This is a genomic window from Faecalibacterium sp. DFI.5.82, assembly GCF_029076575.1.
Lineage (GTDB): Bacteria > Bacillota > Clostridia > Oscillospirales > Ruminococcaceae > Faecalibacterium > Faecalibacterium duncaniae.
In genome coordinates this window covers 561273-581323 of the sequence record NZ_JARFIS010000001.1, presented here as the reverse complement: position 1 = coordinate 581323, position 20051 = coordinate 561273, and the positions used below count along the sequence as shown (strand labels likewise).

The following is a 20051-nucleotide window of genomic DNA, read 5'->3' as shown; positions in this document are numbered from 1 at the left end:
CCTCTTTGCCGCATGAAAAGCAAAGGAAAGAGGTAAAAGAAATGAACACGCTGGTCATTGTTTTGATCGCAGCCGTGTGTCTGTTTGGTGCTTACACCCTCTACGGACGCTGGCTGGCAAACAAGTGGGGCATCGATCCCACCGCCAAGACCCCTGCGGTCGTCCATGAGGACGGCCGGGATTACGTTCCCACCAACGGCTGGACCGTTTTTGCACATCAGTTCAGCTCCATTGCAGGTGCCGGCCCTGTTACCGGTGCCATTCAGGCTGCTGCCTTTGGCTGGCTGCCTGTTCTGCTGTGGGTCCTGCTGGGCGGCATCTTCTTTGGTGCCGTTACCGACTTCGGCGCTCTGTATGCTTCTGTAAAGAATGACGGCAAGTCCATGGGTATGCTGATCGAAAAGTATATCGGCAAGACGGGCCGCAAGCTGTTCCTGCTGTTCTGCTGGCTGTTCTGCGGCATCGTTATTGCAGCGTTTGCTGACATGGTCGCCGGCACCTTCAATGCTTATGGCGCGGACGGTGCTCTGGTGGACGCTGCTCAGACCAACGGCGCTGCCGGCATGGTTTCCATCATGTTCATGGTCTTCGCTGTGGTCTTTGGCCTGATCCAGAAGAAGTTCAACTTCTCCGGTTGGAAGGAAAGCGTCATCAGCATCGTCTTCATCGTGCTGTCTTTTGTCATTGGCGCAAATCTGCCCATCATCCTGGGCAAGGCCGCATGGAGCTATATCACCTTCGTTTATATCTTCTTTGCCGCCGTGCTTCCCATGTGGCTGCTGAAGCAGCCCCGAGACCACATGACCACTTTCATGTTCGTTGCCATGATCGCAGGCGCTGTGGTTGGTCTGGTCGTTGCACACCCCACCATGAATCTGCCCGTTTACACCGGCTTCACCAACGAGAAGCTGGGCACCATGTTCCCCATCCTGTTCGTCACCGTTGCCTGTGGTGCTGTTTCCGGCTTCCACAGCCTGGTCTCCTCCGGTACTTCTTCCAAGACCGTTGAGAATGAGAAGGATATGCTGAAGGTTGGCTATGGCGCAATGATCCTGGAGAGCCTGCTGGCTGTTCTGGCCCTGTGCGTTGCCGGTGCTGCCGCTGCTGCGGACGGCACCCCCGCTGCAGGCACCCCGTTCCAGATCTTCAGCCGCGGTGTTGCCGGTTTCTTTGAGATGTTCGGTGTTCCCGCTTATGCAGCAACGGTCTTTATGACGATGTGTGTTTCCGCTCTGGCTCTGACCAGTCTGGATGCTGTGGCCCGTATCGGCCGCATGAGCTTCCAGGAGCTGTTCAGTGTGGACGACATGGAGCACGCTGAGGGCTGGCGCAAGCTGTTCTGCAACGTCTACTTCTCCACCTTCCTCACTCTGGCCTTCGGCTTCCTGCTGACCAAGATCGGCTACGCAAACATCTGGCCTTTGTTCGGTTCCGCCAACCAGCTGCTGAGCGCTCTGGTTCTGGCCACTCTGTGCGTCTTCCTGAAGGTCACCGGCCGCAGCAACAAGATGCTGTTCCCCCCGCTGATCATCATGCTGTGCGTCACCTTCACCGCTCTGGTGCAGCGCCTGATCGCCATGGTCAAGGCCATCAGCACCGCCGCTTCTGTCAGCATTCCTGCTGGCGAGACCACTTGGGGTGCCGTGTTCATTGCCAACGGCCTGCAGCTGATCCTGGCTGTCCTGCTGATCGTTCTGGGTCTGAACATTGTGTTCCACTCCTTCTCTGCTTACAAAAAGGCTGAGCACAACAGCGAGGCCAAAATCTGAGGTTTTCACGGTTTTACCGTAAAACGATAAAAATCTCCCACTGACGACATCGAACCCCGTCAGTGGGAGATTTTATTTTATCCTTTTCAGGTCACAGCATCTTCACCATGATGATCTCATCCCGGTAGGTGCCGTCTTTCAGTTTAAAGGCCCGGGGCTGGATGCCATAGCGCTCAAACCCAAACTTCTCATAGAGATGGATGGCACGGGCGTTATCGCTGTACACCCCCAGCTCCAGCTGTTCGAAGCCGTTGGTACGGGTCTGGTCAATGGCCAGCTGCATCAGATAGCTGCCCAGACCGCAGCCCCAGTAATCTTTCCGTACGGAGATGCCTACTACGGCACGATGGCGGTATTTGATATGCGGCCGCACCTGTGCAACACCAAACTCCCCCACCAGCTTTTCCCCGGCAAAAGCGCCCACCTCAAAGTTCACAGGGCTTTCCACGAAGCCTGCGAGCCAGTTCCGCATCGCTTCCAGACTCGCTCCTTCCTCCGGGTATCGGGCCATAAAATGTGTTTCGCTGTAGATTGCATTGCGGAATGCACTCAATGCCTCCGCATCATCGGCGCATAAGCTGCGCACCGTCAGCACTTCCCCGTTGGGCAGTGTGAACATTCTGGGTTCGATCTTCATATTCCTCTCTCCTCTTCTTTCAGATATGTGCTCGCTCCCATTCCTGCAGAACAGCCAATTGCAGCTCGGTATGGAACCAGTGCTCTCCTTCTACCATGATGGTCAAATGCGCACCTGTCCGTTGTTTGAACTGCTCAAGCACTGCCCTGGAAGTCAGGTTATCCTTTGCGCCATAGAGCACCTGCGTGGGCACTTTCCAGCGGTAGGGATGCTCCCTCACCCAGCAGAGATACTGCCACGACAACGTCTCATCGAAATCCGTGGAAATCTCCCCTGCTTCTTTCAACTGGGCCTCACTCACATTTGCCCACTGCATCATATTGGTGATAAGATCTTCCATATCTACCACTGGTGAGAGCAAAAGAGCACCCCGCAAAGGCTTTGCCTGTAAGGCCAACATGGAAAACCAGGCTCCAATACTTGTAGCCCGCAGCGAAACATTCTTCCAACGCTCTGCAGCATAGGAATAGACCGCTTCCAACTCTGGAACCGCCACCCACGGCAGCAGCTTCTCGGAGCTGCCCCTGCGCTCTCCATGTTCGGGCAAATCAACAGCAAGAACCTGATATCCTGCTGGGCAGGCAAGTTCTGCAAACGGCAGGGCTTCTTCTTTGCATCCCATTTTGCCATGGACATAGAGATATACTTTTCGGCTTTCTTTCCCGTACAGCAAAGCAGGAATACCGCTGATTCCAAGTTTCTGTGTTTTCATCGTAACATCTCCTGTCAGATGCCGCCTTCCTTCTTTCCGGTACAGCGGCTGGTCGAGATTCTTCACTTCCAGCTTTCTCTTCATTGTAATTGTTCCTATGATAACACACTTCCCGTTCAAACACAAACAAAAAGAGCTGTGACACCCTGTTACAGGTACCACAGCTCTTAAATTCATTCAGTCAGACTGAATTACTTCACCATGCTTGCAACTTCAGCAGCGAAGTCGTCAGCACGCTTCTCCAGGCCCTCGCCCTTCACGAAACGGGTGAACTTGACGATCTTAATCTCGCCGCCCAGATCCTTAGCGACCTTAGCGGTGTACTGAGCAACAGACAGATCGCCGTCCTTGACGAACTCCTGATCGACCAGGCAGTTCTCCTTGAAGAACTTCTTGATCTTGCCCTCGATCATCTTCTGCTTCACAGCATCAGGCTTGTTGGCGTTCTTGGGATCGCCAGCCATCTGAGCCAGCATGATCTCCTTCTCCTTGGCAACGACCTCAGCAGGGACAGAAGCCTCATCGACATAGCTGGGGTTAGCAGCTGCGACCTGCATGGCGATGTCCTTGCCGTAAGCAGTGAACTCGTCCTTGCTGTCAATGTCGTTGGTGGTCTCGAAGTTGACCAGGATGCCGTGGGTGCCGCCGCCGTGGACGTAAGCAGAGCAAACGCCCTCGTAACGGACGAAACGACGGATCTTGATGTTCTCCTTGATGACCAGAATCAGGTTCTTCAGAGCCTCGTCAACGGTCTCGCCAGCCTCGGTCTTGCAAGCCATCAGAGCCTCAACATCAGCAGGGTTCTGCAGCATGACGACCTTGGTTGCTTCCTTGACGAACTCAACGAACTTGTCGTTCTTGGCAACGAAGTCAGTCTCAGCGTTGACCTCAATGACAACACCGACCTTGCACTTGGGGCAGTAGTCAGCGTAGACCATACCCTCGGCAGCAACGCGGCTTGCCTTCTTGGCAGCAGTAGCCAGACCACGCTCGCGCAGGATCTCAATAGCTTTCTCGAAGTTGCCGTCAGCCTCAGTCAGAGCCTTCTTGCACTCCATCATGCCGCAGTCGGTCTGCTTGCGCAGTTCCATAACGTCCTTTGCAGAAATAGCCATTTTTGTAGTCTCCCTTACACGTTATTTCACGGGTTTGTTCTGTACAGCCAAAAATCAGGCGTTGGCAGCTTCCTCAGCGGGAGCCTCCTGGTTGCCCTGCTTGCCTTCCAGAACAGCGTCAGCCATAGCGCCAGCGATCAGCTTGACAGCGCGGATAGCGTCGTCGTTGCCGGGGATGACGTAATCGATCTCGTCGGGGTTGCAGTTGGTATCAACGATAGCCACGATGGGGATGTTCAGCTTGCGGGCCTCAGCAACAGCGATGCGCTCCTTGTGAGGATCAACGATGAACATAGCCTTCGGCAGGGTCTTCATGTTCTTGACACCGCCCAGGTACTTGTCCAGCTTCTCCATCTCCAGCTCGAGCTTAGCAACTTCCTTCTTGGGCAGCAGCTCGAAGGTGCCGTTCTCCTTCATCTTAGCCAGCTGATCCATACGGTCGATGCGCTTACGGATGGTGCGGAAGTTGGTCAGCATACCGCCCAGCCAGCGAGCGTTGACATAGTGCATGCCGCAGCGCAGAGCCTCGTCACGGATGGACTCCTGAGCCTGCTTCTTGGTGCCGACGAACAGGATGTCGCCGCCCTCAGCTGCAACTTCCTTCACGTAGTTGTAAGCCTCGTCCAGCTTCTTCACGGTCTTCTGCAGATCGATGATATAGATGCCGTTGCGCTCGGTGAAGATATACTTCTTCATCTTGGGGTTCCAGCGGCGGGTCTGGTGACCGAAGTGCACACCTGCCTCGAGAAGCTGCTTCATAGAAACGACTGCCATAGTAAAAATACCTCCAATATTGTTTTGCCTCCGCACACCGTGATCCGTGGCCATATCGGATGGCCTTGGACTGCCCTCCACTCCCGAAAGAGCACAAAAGGGCATAGTGATGCGTGTGTAATGCCAAATAATAATAGCACAAACAGGCGTGTGATGCAAGGGGTTTTCTCTGTTTTTTACAAGAAAATCGCGTATTTTTTGTTTATTCGTCCGTCTGAGTGCTGTTCAGGCTCTCCATGCCCATCCGGCTGAGGGCATAGCCCTTGCCGAACATCAGGTCATATTGCAGCAGCCAGTGCTTCTGGCTCCAGCTTTCCTGCAGGGAGCTCGGGGTCTGGGTGGTGGTGCCGTCCAGATTCATCACCGTGCCCCGGGTATTGGCGCGGTCGGCCACCTGCAGCTGGCGGTTCAGCAGCTGGAAATAAAGCGGCTGTTCCAGACCGTAGAGGTTCATCATCACTGGCGAGATATCGTAAGCGGCAATGGTGCCCAGATCCACGGGCTTGTCGGTGTAGTTCGCCCACATCAACAGGGTGGTCTGGTGCAGGCGCGGGTCCGCACTGGAATCACTGGCATAGCCGCTGCTGGTAAAGACATCATAATTGGAATCAATGGGGTTGTAATGGTCGCCCCAGAACACCAGGATCACCGGCTCGTCCACCTGCGAGAAGTATTGGGTCAGCTTGCCCAGCATGGCATCGGCATCCCGGATGCCGGTCGCAAAATCTTCCAGTGCGCCGATGGTGCTGGCCTTGAGGCCCGCCGGGTGCTCTGTCACCTTCACCCGCACATCGTCCGGGTAGTTGTCTTTATTATAATTGGTATGGTTCTGCATTGTGACCGCGTGCAGAAAAACCGGTGCATCCGAGGATGTCTTCATCTTCTCGTACTGCTGGATGATCTGGTCCGCCATGGAGTCATCCGTGACCAGACCGCTGGTCCAGTAGTGCCTGCGCACCTTGTTGACATGGGTCATCTGTTCCAGGCTCAGGAAGGTGTCAAAGCCCAGGTTGGGGTATGCTGTGTCCCGGCTCCAATACTTGGCCCAGAAGCAATGAACTGCCGCCGTCTGATATCCCTGCGTCAGCTTGAGGTAATTGGGCAGCGAGAACATGGGCTTGGTCACATGCTGCTGGTAGGGCTTGCTGCCGTTGGGCAGAAAGGAAGCCGAATAGCCTGTCAGCGCTTCAAACTCCACATCGCAGGTTCCGCCGCCGAAACTGGGGCTGTACGCCCGACCAGAGGCACTGGTCTGCTGCAAGACGTGGAGGTTGGCAGAGACATCGGTATCAAACTGGAAACCGTACTGCTCCAGTTCCGACACATCCCAGTAGGACTCGTCCATCACATAGATGATGGTGGGCTTTTTCACAGTCTCGTCCGCAGAGGTGGTGGCACCGTAAGATTCCGGGTAGAGCGGAGCGGTGGAATATTTCTGTGCAGCTTCGGTATCATCCAGGATCTCGTTGACAGCCTCCTCTGAATACCCCTCCGGCTTGGAGATCTCCAGATTGGTCAGATTGGTCAGAAAGCTGGTGATGACACCATAATAGCGGTAGTAGCGATCCTGCATCCAGGCATCCGGCACAATGCCAATGGCCTGTGTCACGGCAGGCTGCAGGAACACGCCAAAGAGCAGGCCGCAGGTAGCTGCCGCACTGGCAAGAAAGCCTGCCACCCGGGGCTTCCAGTTCAGCTTCTGTCGCTCTCTATAAAGGAAGAAAGACACCACGACCAGCAGCACGATAATAACAATGGATACCACCATGCTGGTCTGGATGTGGATACCGGCCGCAGCTGCCACACCCGCAGCCTCTGACACCTGCATCAGATCCCAGGGCAGGAAGGGCTCGCCGCGCAGCTGCAGTGTGTAGAAATTGACTGCCGCCGGGGCACAGCCCAGCACCGCTGCCAGCAGGGTCGCCAACGGTGCAAACCGGGTCAGCCAGTCCACTGCCAGCCAGCTGAGGAACAGCATGGCCCACGCCAGCAGATAGGCTTCGGCATGGGGGAAAATGTATTGGGTAAAGGTCTCCCCTGTCAGGCTGCCGCGGGCGATCCACTCTGTCAGAAACAGAATGCCCAGCGTTGCCAGTGGAGGGAAGAGCAGCCGCAGCCCATGCAGGGAAAGCGGCGTATGTTTTTTTGCGCTCATAGAGAGAAGTTCCTTTCACTTCCGGAAATCAGATTTTAAACCGGAGCGGCAAGGCTCTGCCGCTCACGGTTCTCTATTATAATCCGATTTTTTGTAAAATCAAACCCTGATGCAGGAAAAATTCACGAAAAATTTCAGCCGTCCAGCCAGTGCCGCATTTTTTGCCAGAAACCCTGCTTTTTGGCTTCCGGCTCCGGCAGCTCCGTGCGGACCAGGATCGCGTCCACTCCCAGTGTTTCGATGTCCGTCCAGGGGATGACCAGAGTCTCGTCCCGGCCCAGCAGCCCAAACAGATGAGGCTGCCCGAGCAGCAGCAGGCTTTTGACCTGCGCCGTTGCCGGATCGAGCTCCAGATCATCGGCGCGGCCAAGGCAGGCCCCGTTGCTCAGCTGAACGATCTCCTTTGTGCACAGCTCCCGGAATTTCATCGTGCTCCCCTCCCCGCAGTTTGCCTGTTTCATCCTATGCGGCGGCACAGTGCTTGATGCAGGGCGGGCAGTTGTGCTATACTGTGGGCAGAATCTTTCTGGCAGAAACATCCATACAGAATTGAGGAAACAGCGATGTATAAAAATATCATCTTTGATCTGGGCGGTGTCATGGTGGATTTCGACCCCAAGACCTACCTGGTAGACCGCTTCTGCAATGCCGAGGTAGAGGAGCAGGTCTCCCAGCTGACTTTTGAAAGCGAGGAGTGGAAGCTGCTGGATGCAGGGCTTATCACCCGCTCCGAGGCCAACCTGCGGATGCTGGCCCGCGCAAAGGAATATGGCCGCGCGTTTGAGGTGCAGGGCGTGCTGGACGATTGGATGCATATCCTCCGCCCCCGCCGCCGGATGCAGGAGCTGGTGCGGAAACTCAAGAGCCGTGGCTACTGTGTCTACTACCTGAGCAATATCCCCGAGGATGTGCTGGATTTTCTGACTGAGCGCGACCTCAAGGACCTGTTCGACGGCGGCGTGGCCTCCTGCGAGGTGCACATCAACAAGCCCGACCCGCGCATCTATAAGGCCCTGCTGGACAAATACCAGCTCAAGGCCGGGGAAAGTGTTTTCATTGATGACCGGCTGGAGAATGTGCAGACCGCTTTCCGTCTGGGCTTTGCCGGCATCCAGATGAAGGACAGCGTCGGCACACTGGTGCGCAGCCTTGCTACCTGCAGTGTGGCAATCCACTGAACTACACACAAAAACTCCCCGCTCATGCCCTGTCTGGGGCGCTGGGCGGGGAGTTTTCTGCCATTACAGATTATTTCTTTTCGTAATTCTGGCAGAAGTGCGGGGTCTCCACCTGCTGGGTGGTGCAGGAGCAGTGCTCTGTCACTTTGATCTGGGGCAGATCACACTTGCAGTTCTGCACATTGTGACGGCACTCGCAGACATCGCAGGTCACACCTGTGTTTTCCATTTCTATCGCCTCCTTGGCTCTAGGTTGCCCCGGCTTCAGGCGATTATACATGGCTGCTTATTTTCCTGCGTTTGCTTCACGCCTTGCCTTCATTGTCACGATCACATGCTTGATGGAGAGAACGGGATGCACCGGCAGCATTCTGGGTCCGGCCCAGCGCATGACAGTGCGGATCTTTTCCCGCATCTCCGGCTGATAGCAATGCACCTTGCAGGCCGAGCAAAAGGTCTTGGTCTCCATAAAGGGGCAGTGCTCAATGCGGGCCAGCGCATAATCATGCAGCTGCTGGCATTCCGGGCAGAGACTGCCTCTGAGGGTGTGATGTTGCTTGCGGCAGTAGAGCGCGATCATCTCACTGACAAGCATTTTTTCGTCGGAACGCTTCTTTGCCAGGTCTTCCGGGGTGGTTTTGGACATTGGGACTGTTCCTCCTGCATTTTTTCCTTGCGGGCCATCCGCAGAGCCGCGCAACGCACCGCGTGACGCAAAACTGCGAAACAGGCCGTAATTCCAACAGCAACAGCCATTTCCATACACACCACCTTTCCTAAAAAGCAAAACAGCAGGAGACCGGGTTCAGCCCCTGTTGTTCCCCTGCTGCTCTCAGGTTCGTTTGTCCGGCAAATGGGCTGCTGCGCAACTTCTAGAGTTTAACACAGCAAACCACATTTGTCAAATTTTGCAATGTGCTTCTAATCCGGTCACCACGCTGCCAGATCTGCACCCAGCTTGCGGCAGGCAGCCTGAACATCCTCATCCGGTGCCTCGTTGCAGATCAGACCCTCACCGTTGAGCACCTGTGCGCCATCACCCTGTGCACGCTCGACCCAGTCGCGCATCCACTGGCCGTCGCCCCAGCCATAAGAGCCGAACAGAGCGATCTTCTTGCCGTTCAGGGAGCCCTCCAGATCAGAGAACATCGGCTCAAACTCGCTCTCTTCCAGCTGCTCTGCGCCCATTGCGGGGCAGCCAAATGCAACTGCATCAAACTCTGCCAGCTTTGCGGCGTTCATTTCGCCACAGGGAACGATGGTGCCGTTTGCACCCTCCGCCACGCAGTTTGCCATAGTCTCCGTGTTGCCGGTTGCACTCCAGAATACAACTGCTACTTTGCTCATAAAGAAGAACCTCTCTTTCAATTTTGGTTAGTATATTCTAACTTTTATCTTCAAGAAATTGTTCTGCCTGACATAAGACAGAACAATTTGGTTAGGCTTTTCTAACCACCAAAAGAATACCACAGGGCGGGCTCCTTGTCAAGAACCTTTTGCAGAATTTTTCAGAGCGCTCCTCCACCCCGGCGCAGCAACAGGAACACCACCGTCAGCACGCCGTAGATCACCGGCTGGTGGAGCAGATATAGCATCAGCGAGTTCCGCCCCAGCCACCCCAGCGGCGGGCAAACCGAACGACGCAGCGGACGGAGACTCTGCGCTGTTCGCTCTGCCAGATGATGCAGGTAAAAACCAGCCCAGAACAGGAAGAGCCACGGGGTCAGTGGGAAGTAATCCGTAGAGAAGAAGCCAAAGGGATAAAACCCCAGATAGGCCGTGAAGTAGTTGGCGTAGAGAAAACCCGGCAGTGTGATGAGCCAATGGCCCAGCTGCAAATAGCCATCGGCTGCATAGCGGGTGAAGTAAAACAGAAACATGCTCCCTGCAAGGCCGACCACCGGGGGCACCTTTTCCATCCACTTTTCCAGCAGTCCTGTGATGATCATAGCCGAGCCCAGCAGGGTCAACACGCCGAACCAGACAGCACCCGCAGGCATGAAGATCAGCGTGACCGCCGTGACAAGTGCGCCGCACCCAAACACCACCGCGCCTCGTTTGACCGGGTGGCGGCCCAGCGGCAGACAGAAGCCGGACAGCAGGATGAACACCCAGCAGATGGATTGCTGCCACAGTTCTCCCTGCCAGCTGCCATACCACGGTGCACGCACACCAAACAGATAAACCAGATCCCACATGCCATGGTAAAGCATCATGCTGATCAGGTCCAGCCCGCGCAGCTCGTCCAGCAGCGCACAGCGTGTGGAAGTTGATTTCATAAGACTTCCCCTTTTTCGGAATGTTTTTTCCATTGTACGCCCTGCCATGGATCCCGTCAAGCAAAAAAAGCTGCCGTGCAGCTTTGGAACCGCACGGCAGCTTTATAATAACAGGTTCAGAAGAATGCAGGAATTACAGCTCCACGTTGAAGTAGCGCTTCAGCAGGCCCTCGAAGCCGCGGCCATGGCGAGCCTCGTCCTTTGCCATCTCATGGACGGTATCGTGGATCGCATCCAGATTCAGGGCCTTTGCCTTCTTGGCCAGATCCATCTTGCCGGAGCATGCGCCGCACTCAGCCTCAGCACGCATCATCAGGTTCTTCTTGGTGCTGTCGGTCACGACCTCGCCCAGCAGCTCGGCGAAACGAGATGCGTGGTCAGCCTCTTCGTAGGCATAGCGCTTGTAAGCCTCAGCGATCTCGGGGTAGCCCTCGCGCTCTGCCACACGGGCCATGGCCAGGTACATGCCGACCTCGCTGCACTCACCCTCAAAGTTTGCACGCAGACCGTCAACGATCTCCTGAGGCACACCCTCAGCCTTGCCGATGCCGACCACATGCTCGGTCACATAGGTGTTGCCGGTCTTTTCGACAAACGCAGATGCAGGAGCCTTGCAGACAGGGCACTGCTCAGGGATAGAGCCTTCAGCGATATAACCACAGACGGTGCAAACATACTTTTTCATAAGAATATCCTCCATTGTTTTTCATTATGATCTTGGCCTCTCCTCTGGTACAGGGGGCCTTGCTTCTGAGCCTATTATAGCAATGATTCCTAGATTAGTCAAGACTAATTTTAAGAATTATTCCTATTTATTTTTTAGACCTGCAGGTTGCCGCTGCTCGGAGCTTCGGAACCGTTGGCAGCATCAAACTCGTAGTCATTGCCGGGGAGGATGGCGTTGAGCAGGATGCCCACGATAGCGGCAATGGCCAGGCCGGACAGGTTGATGGAGACACCACCCACAGCGAAGGTCAGACCGCCCACAGAGTTGAAGCCCAGTGCGCAGACCAAGATGACAGCGGCAACGATCAGGTTGCGGCTGTTGGTAAAGTCCACACGGTTCTCGACCACATTGCGGACACCGATCGCGGAGATCATGCCGTACAGCACAAAGCTGATGCCGCCAATGATGCCGGTGGGGATGGTGTTGATGACGGCCTCAAACTTGGGGCTGAAGCTCAGGATCACAGCCATCACAGCGGCAATGCGGATGACGAGCGGATCGTAGATGCGGCTCAGGGCCAGAACACCGGTGTTCTCACCGTAGGTAGTATTGGCGGGTCCGCCCAGCAGACCAGCCATGGCAGTGGCAAGGCCGTCGCCCATCAGGGTGCGGTTCAGGCCGGGGTCATTGATATAGTTGTGGCCGACCGTAGCGCTGATGGCAGCGATATCGCCCACATGCTCCATCATGGTTGCCAGCGCAATGGGGATGATGGTGAACATTGCACTGATGAACTCAGGGCTGCCGTCGATGGCAAACAGACCCATGGCACTCTTGTGCAGGGGGATGCCGAACCAGTCGGCAGCGGCAATGGCCTCAAAGTTGACTGCACCAGTGACCAGAGCCACAGCATAGGAGACCAGCACACCGATCAGGATGGGCAGGATCTTGACCATGCCCTTGCCCCAGATGTTGCAGACAATAACGGTGCCCAGGGCCACAAAAGCCAGCAGCCAGTTGGACTCGCAGTTGGTGATGGCGGAGGGGGCCAGGATCAAACCAATAGAGATGATGATGGGGCCTGTGACCACCGGCGGGAAGAATTTCATAATGCGGCGGATGCCAAAGGTGGAGATGAGCAGGCTGACCAGCAGGTACAGAATGCCGGACAGTGCCACGCCCGCGCAGGCGTAGGGCAGCATTTTGGTATTGACAACGGTCAGGTTGCCGTCTGCGTCAGCCAGCATGGGGGCTACAATGGAAAAACCGCCCAGGTAAGCAAACGAGGAGCCAAGGAAGGCCGGGACCTTGCCCTTGGTGACAAGGTGGAACAGCAGGGTGCCCAGACCGGCACAGAGCAGAGTGGTGGAAACGCTCAGGCCGGTGAGCAGGGGCACCAGCACAGTTGCGCCGAACATGGCAAACATGTGCTGCAAGCCCAGGATCAGCATCCGTCCGGTGCCGAGCTGCCGGGCATCGTAAATGCCCTTGGAGTAATCGATCTTTTCACTCATAGAGAAGTTCTCCTTTCATCGCTGCCCAAAAAAAGAGGCATTGCCGCAGCAACGGCAGTGCCTCAATCTTCTGGAGCAGATTCAAAAAACGGGACCGGAAGGCAAAACACGCGCTCCGCAAAGTCGAACGAAACATTTTGCTCTCCCCTTCCCTGTCTGACTTTATAAAGTATACCAGAAACCCTGCCCGGATGCAATCCGTTTGCCGTAGTTTCTCTCAGCTTTTTGGCCGGACATCTTGAAATATGCCCCTGTCCGCACTATAATATAACCTATTGAATTGATTTGTATTTCAAGAGGAATGTTATGATCTATCTGGATTATTCTGCAAACACCCCGGTGGATGCGCGGGTGTTGGAGCAGTTCTGTGCCGTGGAGCGCCGCTGCATCGGCAACGCCAACTCTTACCACCAGGCAGGCTCTGCCGCCAAGGCAGAGATCGATGCTGCCACCATCAAAATCGCCTCTCTGCTGGGCGTTCAGCCAGCCGAGATCATCTATACCTCCGGTGCCAGCGAAGCCAACAACTTTGCTTTAAAGGGGCTGGCCCGTCTCTCCCGCCATGCGGGCAGGCACATCATCTCCACTCCGCTGGAACATTCTTCGGTCAGCGGCACCCTGACGGCATTACAGGAACAGGGGTATGAGATCGACCTGCTGGACGTGAAACAGGACGGCACCGTGGATCTTGAGCACCTGAAGGATCTGCTTCGCCCGGATACCATCTGCGTTGCCGTAACGCTGGTGGACAGTGAGCTGGGTGTGGTGCAGCCTGTACAGGAGATCGCCGCCATCCTGAAAGCATACCCTCACTGTCACCTGCATGTGGATGCGACCCAGGCTGTGGGTAAGATCCCCGTTTCTTTTGAGGGCGTGGACACCATGAGCCTGACGGCCCACAAATTCTACGGACTGAACGGCATCGGCCTGCTGATCAAGCGGCGGAATCTGGCGCTTGAGCCTCTCATCCATGGCGGCGAGAGTACCACCATCTACCGCAGCGGCACCCCCACTGTGGCGCTGGCCTCCTCATTGGCTTGTGCGCTTGATTTTGCCGTCACTGACCTGCCCGGACGCGTTGACCATGTGGCAAAGCTGAATGCAGAGCTCCGCGCCGCCCTCAGCACATATCCGCTGGTGCGCATCAACAGCCCGGAACACGCCATCCCTCATGTACTGAATCTGAGCGTCCGTAATGTCAAGGGCACCGTGTTCCAGCGGGAGCTGGATGCCAAAGGGGTCTGCGTCTCGGTCAAGTCAGCCTGCTCTTCGGATGGTCTGCCTTCGCGTGCGGTGTTTGCGGTCAGCCGCGACCGCCGCAACGCACTGTCCTCCTGGCGCATCAGTCTGAGCCATCTGACCACCGAGGACGAGATCAAAGCCTTTTTGCAGGCGTTCGATGTCTGCTACCGTGAGCTGACCGCCGTACATTAAATAAAAAGAGGAACCAACATGAAACGTGAGCTTGAACCTTATCAGATGATCGAACGCAGTATCATCAAGAAATACCGCAAGGAGCTGTGGACCCCCTTTATCGTGGCGGTAAAGCGCTACGAGCTGGTACAGGAGGGAGACAAGATCGCTGTCTGCATCTCGGGCGGCAAAGACTCCATGCTGATGGCAAAGCTGATGCAGGAACTGCAGAAGCACAGCGATGTTCCCTTTGAGCTGGTCTTTCTGGTGATGGACCCCGGCTACAATGAGATCAACCGCCAGAAGATCGAGTCCAATGCCGAGCTGCTGCACATTCCGGTGACCATCTTCGAGAGCAACATCTTTTCCGTTGCCAACAACACCGAAAAGAACCCCTGCTACCTCTGTGCCCGGATGCGGCGCGGCCACCTGTACAGCAAGGCCAAGGAGCTGGGATGCAATAAGATCGCGCTGGGCCACCACTTCAACGATGTCATTGAGACGACCGTGATGAGCATGTTCTACGGCTCCCAGATGCAGGCCATGCCGCCCAAGCTCCACAGCACCAGCTTCCCCGGCATGACCCTGATCCGCCCCATGTACTGCATCCGGGAAGAAGATATCCTGGCCTGGAAGCGCTACAATGATCTGGAATTCATCCAGTGTGCCTGCCGCTTTACTGAGAACTGCACCATGTGCGACAACGGCGGCGGTGGTTCCAAGCGGCAGGAGATCAAGATCCTGCTTCGCCGCCTGAAGCGCGACAATCCCAATATCGAAAACAGCATCTTCCGCAGCATCCACAATGTTGCCATTGATACCATGCCGGGCTATCGATCCGAGGGTGTGGATCACAGCTTCCTGGAACGATTCAATGCTATGGAAAACCGCTGAGCTGCATCCGGCATTTCTGCCTGCGCAGAATCACACTTTGTACGCGATACAACAGTAAAAAATCCCCCTCAGCTTACGCTGAAGGGGATTTTTTATGCCACCGGCGGGGCTTGAACCCGCACTCTGTCTCCAGAAAGGGATTTTAAGTCCCTCGTGTCTGCCAATTTCACCACAGTGGCGCATAGAAACCCGGCTTACAAAGCCCTGCTGCTCTGGACATTCACAGAGAGCCGGGAATAACAGGTGATGAGTCAAACATTTATCACAAGTCCATCGTTACGGAGTTGCAAACATGTATCAAAACATGTAAGATTCACACAACGGCTATTATAATACAATAGAAACCCTGCTTTGTCAAGTTACACCTTTCCGCCATGCAGTTCCGAATACATCTTGGCGCGGCACTCGGCCACAGCGGGGGTCATATTGACATAGTGCTTATGCGGCATCTCGATACGCAGCTCGGTCTCCCAAGTCTCTTCGGTCAGCTGCTTTGCGATATAGGCCTTTTTCTCAGCAATGCCGGGCAGTTCAATGGCCAGTTCACCGTTCAGGATATGGGGCACCAGCAGCTGCTTGACCTTGGTGGGGGTGATGGTAATGGTGCGCTCGATGGCATCCGGGTCAAGGTTAACCATCTTTACCGGCTTGCCTGCTTCGATGACCTCGCCATCCATGGCGATCAGATCGCACTGGGCCTGACCATTTTCATCGTAGAGCCGCCAGGGCATTTTCTTGCCCGGGATGATGGCCTTGCTGGCAGAATCCGAGCACTTCATCTTGGGCTGATAGGTGCCATCCGGCAGCTTGACCGCCACCAGTTTATACACGCCGCCGAACACAGGGTCAGAAGCGGAGGTGATGAGATTCTCGCCCACGCCATAGGAATCAAAATGAGCGTGCTCATAGAGCTCCATGTTGGCGATTTTCCGCTCGTCCAGACCATTGGAAGCCACCAGCTTGATATAAGGCTTGCCTGCGGCATCCAGTGCCTTGCGCAGGCGCTTGGATCCACGGGCCAGATCGCCGGAATCGATACGGGCACTCTTGACGCGGCGGTTGGGGTCATTGGGGTACTTCTCGATCAGGTAGTCGTCCAGCTTGATGAGGTTGGGCAGGCCGCTCTCCATGATGTTGTAGGTATCCAGCAGCAGGCTGACGGAATCCGGGTAGGTATCCGCAAAGGCCTTGAAGGCATCAAACTCCGTCGGGAAGAACTCGATGAAGCTGTGTGCCACGGTGCCAACCGCCTTGACCTCAGAGCCATACTTCATCTCAGCCAAGCAGTTGGCAGTGCCGATGCAGCCGCCCAGAACAGCGGCATACGCGCCATCATTACCTGCGCTCTCGCCCTGTGCGCGGCGGGTGCCAAACTCCATGACGCTGCGGGGCGTATGGGTGTTCAGGCCGGTCACACGGGTCGCCTTGGTGGTAATCAGGCTGTGGAAGTTCATCGTCTGCAGCAGGTAGGTCTCGATCAGAATCGCACCCACCAGGTCGCACTCAATGCGGACCATCTGCACATGGGGGTAGCAAACCGTGCCCTCGGGCAGAGCGTACATATCACCCTTCCACTTATAGGTGCGCAGATACTCGCAGAATTCCTCGCTCATACCCTTGGTGCGCAGCCAGCGGATATCCTGCTCGTTGAAGTGATAATTCAGCAGGAAGCGGGTCAGCTTGCGCTGGCCTGCGCTGATGGAGTAACCCATGTTGTCCGGGTTCTTGCGGAAGAACATATCGAACACAAGGGTGGTGTTCTTAAAGCCGTGCAGGAACAGGCAGTTTGCCATCGTGAATTCGTAGAAATCCACCACCATGGCAGGGTTATCATAATCTTCGTCCGGAATGTACGGAACAACTTTGATCTCGTCCATGAAAAGTTTCCTCTCCTTGTACTTCGCAGCAGCGAAAAAGCCTTGCCGCTGCTGAAAAAACAGCCCCTTCTCCCCCTGCCTTTGTTCCAGCAGTGCGTGGGCCAGCACCCTGTCTTGACAGGACGTTTGTACCATGATAGCATCTTTGCCGCCCGGGTGCAAGTGCTTTTGTAAATTTCCTGCGTGCAGAAAGAAAAATCTTTTTTGGGTACTGCCAAAAGGGCCGCCCCCGAAAGCTCCGGGAGCGGCCCTGCAAGCCTGTTCAGGCTCAGCCGTTTATAATATTGGGGGTCGCATTTTTCAGCACAACGTCATGGCTGCCGCCCTCCACGATGGAGGTGGAGGAAACCACAGTCAGCTTGGCCTTCTGCTGCAGCTCGGGGATGGAGAGTGCGCCGCAGTTGCACATGGTGCTCTTGACCTTGTACAGGGTGGTCTGGACACCATCGGCCAGAGGACCTGCGTAAGGAACATAGCTGTCCACGCCTTCCTCAAAGCTCAGCTTGGTGGAACCGCCCAGGTCGTAACGCTGCCAGTTGCGGGCACGGTTGGAGCCCTCGCCCCAGTACTCCTTCATATACTGGCCATTGATGCGCACCTTGTTCGTGGGGCTCTCGTCAAAGCGTGCGAAGTAGCGGCCCAACATGACAAAATCAGCGCCCATGGCCAGAGCCAGAGTGATGTGATAATCGTGGACGATGCCGCCATCGGAGCAGATGGGCACATAGATGCCGGTCTCCTTGAAGTACTCGTCACGGGCCTTTGCGACCTCAATGACTGCGGTGGCCTGGCCACGGCCGATGCCCTTGGTCTCACGGGTGATGCAGATGGAACCGCCGCCAATGCCGATCTTGACGAAGTCTGCACCGGCCTTTGCCAAGAAACGGAAGCCCTCGGCATCCACAACGTTGCCTGCGCCCACCTTCACGGTGTCGCCGTAGTGCTCACGGATCCAGGCGATGGTACGGCTCTGCCACTCGGAGTAGCCCTCGGAGGAGTCGATGCAGAGCACATCCACGCCAGCCTCGACCAGTGCGGGCACACGCTGGGCATAATCGCGGGTGTTGATACCGGCACCGACCACATAGCTCTTGTTGGCATCCAGCAGCTCGTTGACGTTCTTCTTGTGGGAATCGTAGTCCTTGCGGAACACGAAGTATTTCAGGTTGCCCTCAGCATCCACCAGCGGCAGCGTGTTGATCTTGTTGTCCCAGATGATGTTGTTGCAGTCGTGCAGGGAGGTATTCTCCGGTGCGGTGACCAGCTTCTCGATGGGAGTCATAAAGGTGGTAACGGAAGCATCATCGGGGGTGTGGTTGACACGGTAATCACGGGAGGCCACAATGCCCATCAGCTTGCCGTGAGGAGTGCCATCGGCAGTGACAGCAATGGTAGAGTGGCCGGTGCGGGCCTTGAGCTCCAGCACATCGTGCAGGGTGGCGGTAGGAGCCAGGTTGGAATCGGAGACCACATAACCGGCCTTATAGCTCTTGACGCGGCGCACCATGGCAGCCTCGTTCTCAATGCTCTGGGAGCCGTAGATGAAGGACACACCGCCCTCACGTGCCAGTGCAATGGCCAGCTTATCGCCGGAGACCGACTGCATGATGGCACTGATCATGGGGATGTTCATTTCCAGCGGGCAGGCCTCTTCCCCCTTGCGGTACTTGACCAGCGGGGTCTTCAGGCTGACTGCCGTGGGGACATTCTCTGCAGAGGAATAACCCGGAACCAGCAGGTACTCGCCAAAGGTGCGGGAAGGTTCTTCATAGAAATAAGCCATACTCTAAACTCCTTTTTTCTTAACGCATCAACAACGGGCCAGCATCAAAATAATTCATGTTTGCTGCTTATAAATTGATTGACTATACTTTACCACAAACCCCGTCAGAATACAAACCCCAGTGGCAACAAACTTTAGAACTGTCCTTTGCGGAAAAACAGTAAAATTGACCACCAAAAACGTGCAAGGTCATACTTTTCGGCCTGACAGGCAGGTTTTCTGGCACAAAGTAGAATGCAAAAAAGTCCGTACCGGAAAACCGGACGGACTTTTTTGCACACGAAGCGAGATACCGCCTGTGCGGTACAGTGCCGACAGCTGTGAAGGAGAACAGCCGGAGGAGGAGAAGGCCCTGCACCCGATATCTCTTATTCAACAAGAAGAAAAAGATTTCAGTCTCAAAAAGCGCTCATCGCTTTCTGTAACTATATTGTAACTCTTTTGTTTCCGTTTTGCAAGACCTTTTTCGCAGATTTTGTAACATAATTGTAATTTTTCCGGATTTATTTTGTAAATTCCAGGTAGCATTCAAACGCGGCGTGCTCTTCGCGGCGGCCCACCACATACCAGCCATCGGCCGAGGGCGCATAAAACACCTCGACCTGACTGCCCAGCGGGATCTCCCGGTGGTACTTGACGGAGACGAATTTCAACGGCCCGCCCTTGACCACCTCCAGCGGCAGGGCATCGCAGGCAATGTCCAGATAGCAGGCGTTGTTCACATGGCCGTTCAGGTCGCACAGGGAGTAGCTGGCTGTCCGGCCGCCCGCACAGGTCAGTTCCTTTGCTTTGTGCACCAGCTGGGGCAGCTCCCCTTCCAGATCCTCGTTCCAGTAACCGGGCGTATGCCAGGAGGGCTGGCGCAGGATGCACTCACGGTCGGTATCCACCATGATCCACCGGCTGTCGATCAGAGCACACTCCTTCCCTGCTTCGTCCAGAATGCGGGTCAGCCGCTTCATCGAACCCTTCTTGCACGGCTCACAGGCGGTAACAAATGTCAGCTTTTCGGCACGCAGGGGCATCCGGGTGATCTGCGCCGCCTGCTTGCCCACCAGAAACGCCGTGTGGTGCGCCTTGAAAAAAGCATCGTCCATGCCGTAGGCGCGGGCGTGGTCTGCCGCCGCCTGCTCCACATAGCGGAACAGGGCGCTGGGCTTGATCATCCGGCGGAAGTCGCCGTCTGCGTTCAGGACAGTTGTATGATAGGTATATTGATTCATACGTTTCCTTTCCAAAAGAGGACCCTCTCCGTCATTGCTTCGCATTGCCAGAGGCTTTGAC

Annotated in this window: 19 protein-coding genes and 1 tRNA gene; 4 read left to right on the top strand and 16 right to left on the bottom strand. The window is 55.6% G+C overall.

Annotated elements, in window-relative coordinates:
- Positions 1-41: 41 nt before the first annotated feature.
- Entirely contained in the window at positions 42-1769 is a 1728-nt protein-coding gene (locus tag P0G09_RS02970) for a carbon starvation CstA family protein (RefSeq protein WP_005932856.1), read from the top strand.
- A 91-nt stretch (positions 1770-1860) separates the two neighbouring features.
- On the opposite strand, the gene P0G09_RS02965 is transcribed toward P0G09_RS02970, so the two are convergent.
- The 6 genes from P0G09_RS02965 to P0G09_RS02940 all read right to left on the bottom strand — a co-directional run bounded on the left by P0G09_RS02965 (position 1861) and on the right by P0G09_RS02940 (position 7590).
- A complete protein-coding gene (locus tag P0G09_RS02965) occupies positions 1861-2406 on the bottom strand; it encodes a GNAT family N-acetyltransferase (RefSeq protein WP_275251876.1) in 546 nt (181 codons plus the stop codon).
- A gap of 19 nt (positions 2407-2425) precedes the next feature.
- Entirely contained in the window at positions 2426-3118 is a 693-nt protein-coding gene (locus tag P0G09_RS02960) for an alpha/beta hydrolase (protein ID WP_275251954.1), read from the bottom strand.
- Between the two features lie 191 nt (positions 3119-3309).
- Positions 3310-4233 (bottom strand): translation elongation factor Ts, encoded by a 924-nt coding sequence (gene tsf / locus P0G09_RS02955; RefSeq protein WP_275251875.1) that lies wholly within the window; start codon positions 4231-4233, stop codon positions 3310-3312.
- A gap of 54 nt (positions 4234-4287) precedes the next feature.
- Positions 4288-5007 (bottom strand): 30S ribosomal protein S2, encoded by a 720-nt coding sequence (rpsB, locus tag P0G09_RS02950; protein WP_035394088.1) that lies wholly within the window; start codon positions 5005-5007, stop codon positions 4288-4290.
- Between the two features lie 202 nt (positions 5008-5209).
- A complete protein-coding gene (locus P0G09_RS02945; RefSeq protein WP_275251874.1) occupies positions 5210-7162 on the bottom strand; it encodes an LTA synthase family protein in 1953 nt (650 codons plus the stop codon).
- A gap of 134 nt (positions 7163-7296) precedes the next feature.
- Positions 7297-7590, bottom strand: coding sequence for a YlmC/YmxH family sporulation protein (locus P0G09_RS02940; RefSeq protein ID WP_156068266.1), 294 nt, complete (start codon positions 7588-7590; stop codon positions 7297-7299).
- Positions 7591-7725: 135 nt separating this feature from the next.
- Between P0G09_RS02940 and P0G09_RS02935 the strand changes: the two genes are divergently transcribed.
- Positions 7726-8340, top strand: a complete 615-nt coding sequence (locus tag P0G09_RS02935; protein ID WP_275251873.1) for an HAD family phosphatase — start codon at positions 7726-7728, stop codon at positions 8338-8340.
- A 70-nt stretch (positions 8341-8410) separates the two neighbouring features.
- On the opposite strand, the gene P0G09_RS02930 is transcribed toward P0G09_RS02935, so the two are convergent.
- The 6 genes from P0G09_RS02930 to P0G09_RS02905 form a co-directional block, all read right to left on the bottom strand.
- Positions 8411-8569: a DUF1540 domain-containing protein gene (locus P0G09_RS02930; protein WP_097771984.1), complete on the bottom strand. Its 159-nt coding sequence runs from the start codon at positions 8567-8569 to the stop codon at positions 8411-8413.
- A 57-nt stretch (positions 8570-8626) separates the two neighbouring features.
- A complete protein-coding gene (locus P0G09_RS02925; protein ID WP_097771985.1) occupies positions 8627-8986 on the bottom strand; it encodes a nitrous oxide-stimulated promoter family protein in 360 nt (119 codons plus the stop codon).
- Positions 8987-9270: 284 nt separating this feature from the next.
- Complete coding sequence (locus tag P0G09_RS02920; RefSeq protein WP_097771090.1) at positions 9271-9687, bottom strand: flavodoxin; 417 nt, start codon at positions 9685-9687, stop codon at positions 9271-9273.
- Positions 9688-9848: 161 nt separating this feature from the next.
- Positions 9849-10619 carry a heparan-alpha-glucosaminide N-acetyltransferase gene (locus P0G09_RS02915; RefSeq protein ID WP_275251872.1) on the bottom strand — a complete coding sequence of 257 codons (771 nt, stop codon included), beginning with the start codon at positions 10617-10619 and terminating at the stop codon, positions 9849-9851.
- 133 nt (positions 10620-10752) lie between these two features.
- Positions 10753-11304 carry a ferritin family protein gene (locus P0G09_RS02910; protein WP_035394078.1) on the bottom strand — a complete coding sequence of 184 codons (552 nt, stop codon included), beginning with the start codon at positions 11302-11304 and terminating at the stop codon, positions 10753-10755.
- A gap of 134 nt (positions 11305-11438) precedes the next feature.
- Positions 11439-12800 carry a uracil-xanthine permease family protein gene (locus P0G09_RS02905; protein ID WP_275251871.1) on the bottom strand — a complete coding sequence of 454 codons (1362 nt, stop codon included), beginning with the start codon at positions 12798-12800 and terminating at the stop codon, positions 11439-11441.
- A gap of 306 nt (positions 12801-13106) precedes the next feature.
- Between P0G09_RS02905 and P0G09_RS02900 the strand changes: the two genes are divergently transcribed.
- Together P0G09_RS02900 and P0G09_RS02895 are read left to right on the top strand one after the other, a co-directional pair.
- On the top strand, positions 13107-14234 hold the full coding sequence (locus P0G09_RS02900; protein ID WP_275251870.1) for a cysteine desulfurase family protein: 1128 nt from the start codon (positions 13107-13109) through the stop codon (positions 14232-14234).
- 18 nt (positions 14235-14252) lie between these two features.
- Positions 14253-15107 (top strand): ATP-binding protein, encoded by an 855-nt coding sequence (locus P0G09_RS02895; RefSeq protein ID WP_117476216.1) that lies wholly within the window; start codon positions 14253-14255, stop codon positions 15105-15107.
- A gap of 95 nt (positions 15108-15202) precedes the next feature.
- Here P0G09_RS02895 and P0G09_RS02890 read toward each other — a convergent pair.
- The 4 genes from P0G09_RS02890 to P0G09_RS02875 form a co-directional block, all read right to left on the bottom strand.
- Positions 15203-15286: transfer RNA gene (locus tag P0G09_RS02890), tRNA-Leu, on the bottom strand.
- Between the two features lie 180 nt (positions 15287-15466).
- Entirely contained in the window at positions 15467-16984 is a 1518-nt protein-coding gene (locus P0G09_RS02885) for a nicotinate phosphoribosyltransferase (protein WP_098922425.1), read from the bottom strand.
- A 268-nt stretch (positions 16985-17252) separates the two neighbouring features.
- Positions 17253-18767 carry an IMP dehydrogenase gene (locus P0G09_RS02880; protein ID WP_275251869.1) on the bottom strand — a complete coding sequence of 505 codons (1515 nt, stop codon included), beginning with the start codon at positions 18765-18767 and terminating at the stop codon, positions 17253-17255.
- A gap of 503 nt (positions 18768-19270) precedes the next feature.
- Positions 19271-19990 (bottom strand): acyl-ACP thioesterase domain-containing protein, encoded by a 720-nt coding sequence (locus P0G09_RS02875; protein ID WP_275251868.1) that lies wholly within the window; start codon positions 19988-19990, stop codon positions 19271-19273.
- Positions 19991-20051 lie beyond the last annotated feature (61 nt).

Excerpts from the sequence above, each read along its gene's own strand:
- P0G09_RS02970 (WP_005932856.1), top strand. The coding sequence starts at position 42 with ATGAACACGCTGGTCATTGTTTTGATCGCAGCCGTGTGTCTGTTTGGT.
- P0G09_RS02965 (WP_275251876.1), bottom strand. The coding sequence starts at position 2,406 with ATGAAGATCGAACCCAGAATGTTCACACTGCCCAACGGGGAAGTGCTG.
- P0G09_RS02960 (WP_275251954.1), bottom strand. The coding sequence starts at position 3,118 with ATGAAAACACAGAAACTTGGAATCAGCGGTATTCCTGCTTTGCTGTAC.
- tsf (WP_275251875.1), bottom strand. The coding sequence starts at position 4,233 with ATGGCTATTTCTGCAAAGGACGTTATGGAACTGCGCAAGCAGACCGAC.
- rpsB (WP_035394088.1), bottom strand. The coding sequence starts at position 5,007 with ATGGCAGTCGTTTCTATGAAGCAGCTTCTCGAGGCAGGTGTGCACTTC.
- P0G09_RS02945 (WP_275251874.1), bottom strand. The coding sequence starts at position 7,162 with ATGAGCGCAAAAAAACATACGCCGCTTTCCCTGCATGGGCTGCGGCTG.
- P0G09_RS02940 (WP_156068266.1), bottom strand. The coding sequence starts at position 7,590 with ATGAAATTCCGGGAGCTGTGCACAAAGGAGATCGTTCAGCTGAGCAAC.
- P0G09_RS02935 (WP_275251873.1), top strand. The coding sequence starts at position 7,726 with ATGTATAAAAATATCATCTTTGATCTGGGCGGTGTCATGGTGGATTTC.
- P0G09_RS02930 (WP_097771984.1), bottom strand. The coding sequence starts at position 8,569 with ATGGAAAACACAGGTGTGACCTGCGATGTCTGCGAGTGCCGTCACAAT.
- P0G09_RS02925 (WP_097771985.1), bottom strand. The coding sequence starts at position 8,986 with ATGTCCAAAACCACCCCGGAAGACCTGGCAAAGAAGCGTTCCGACGAA.
- P0G09_RS02920 (WP_097771090.1), bottom strand. The coding sequence starts at position 9,687 with ATGAGCAAAGTAGCAGTTGTATTCTGGAGTGCAACCGGCAACACGGAG.
- P0G09_RS02915 (WP_275251872.1), bottom strand. The coding sequence starts at position 10,619 with ATGAAATCAACTTCCACACGCTGTGCGCTGCTGGACGAGCTGCGCGGG.
- P0G09_RS02910 (WP_035394078.1), bottom strand. The coding sequence starts at position 11,304 with ATGAAAAAGTATGTTTGCACCGTCTGTGGTTATATCGCTGAAGGCTCT.
- P0G09_RS02905 (WP_275251871.1), bottom strand. The coding sequence starts at position 12,800 with ATGAGTGAAAAGATCGATTACTCCAAGGGCATTTACGATGCCCGGCAG.
- P0G09_RS02900 (WP_275251870.1), top strand. The coding sequence starts at position 13,107 with ATGATCTATCTGGATTATTCTGCAAACACCCCGGTGGATGCGCGGGTG.
- P0G09_RS02895 (WP_117476216.1), top strand. The coding sequence starts at position 14,253 with ATGAAACGTGAGCTTGAACCTTATCAGATGATCGAACGCAGTATCATC.
- P0G09_RS02885 (WP_098922425.1), bottom strand. The coding sequence starts at position 16,984 with ATGGACGAGATCAAAGTTGTTCCGTACATTCCGGACGAAGATTATGAT.
- P0G09_RS02880 (WP_275251869.1), bottom strand. The coding sequence starts at position 18,767 with ATGGCTTATTTCTATGAAGAACCTTCCCGCACCTTTGGCGAGTACCTG.
- P0G09_RS02875 (WP_275251868.1), bottom strand. The coding sequence starts at position 19,990 with ATGAATCAATATACCTATCATACAACTGTCCTGAACGCAGACGGCGAC.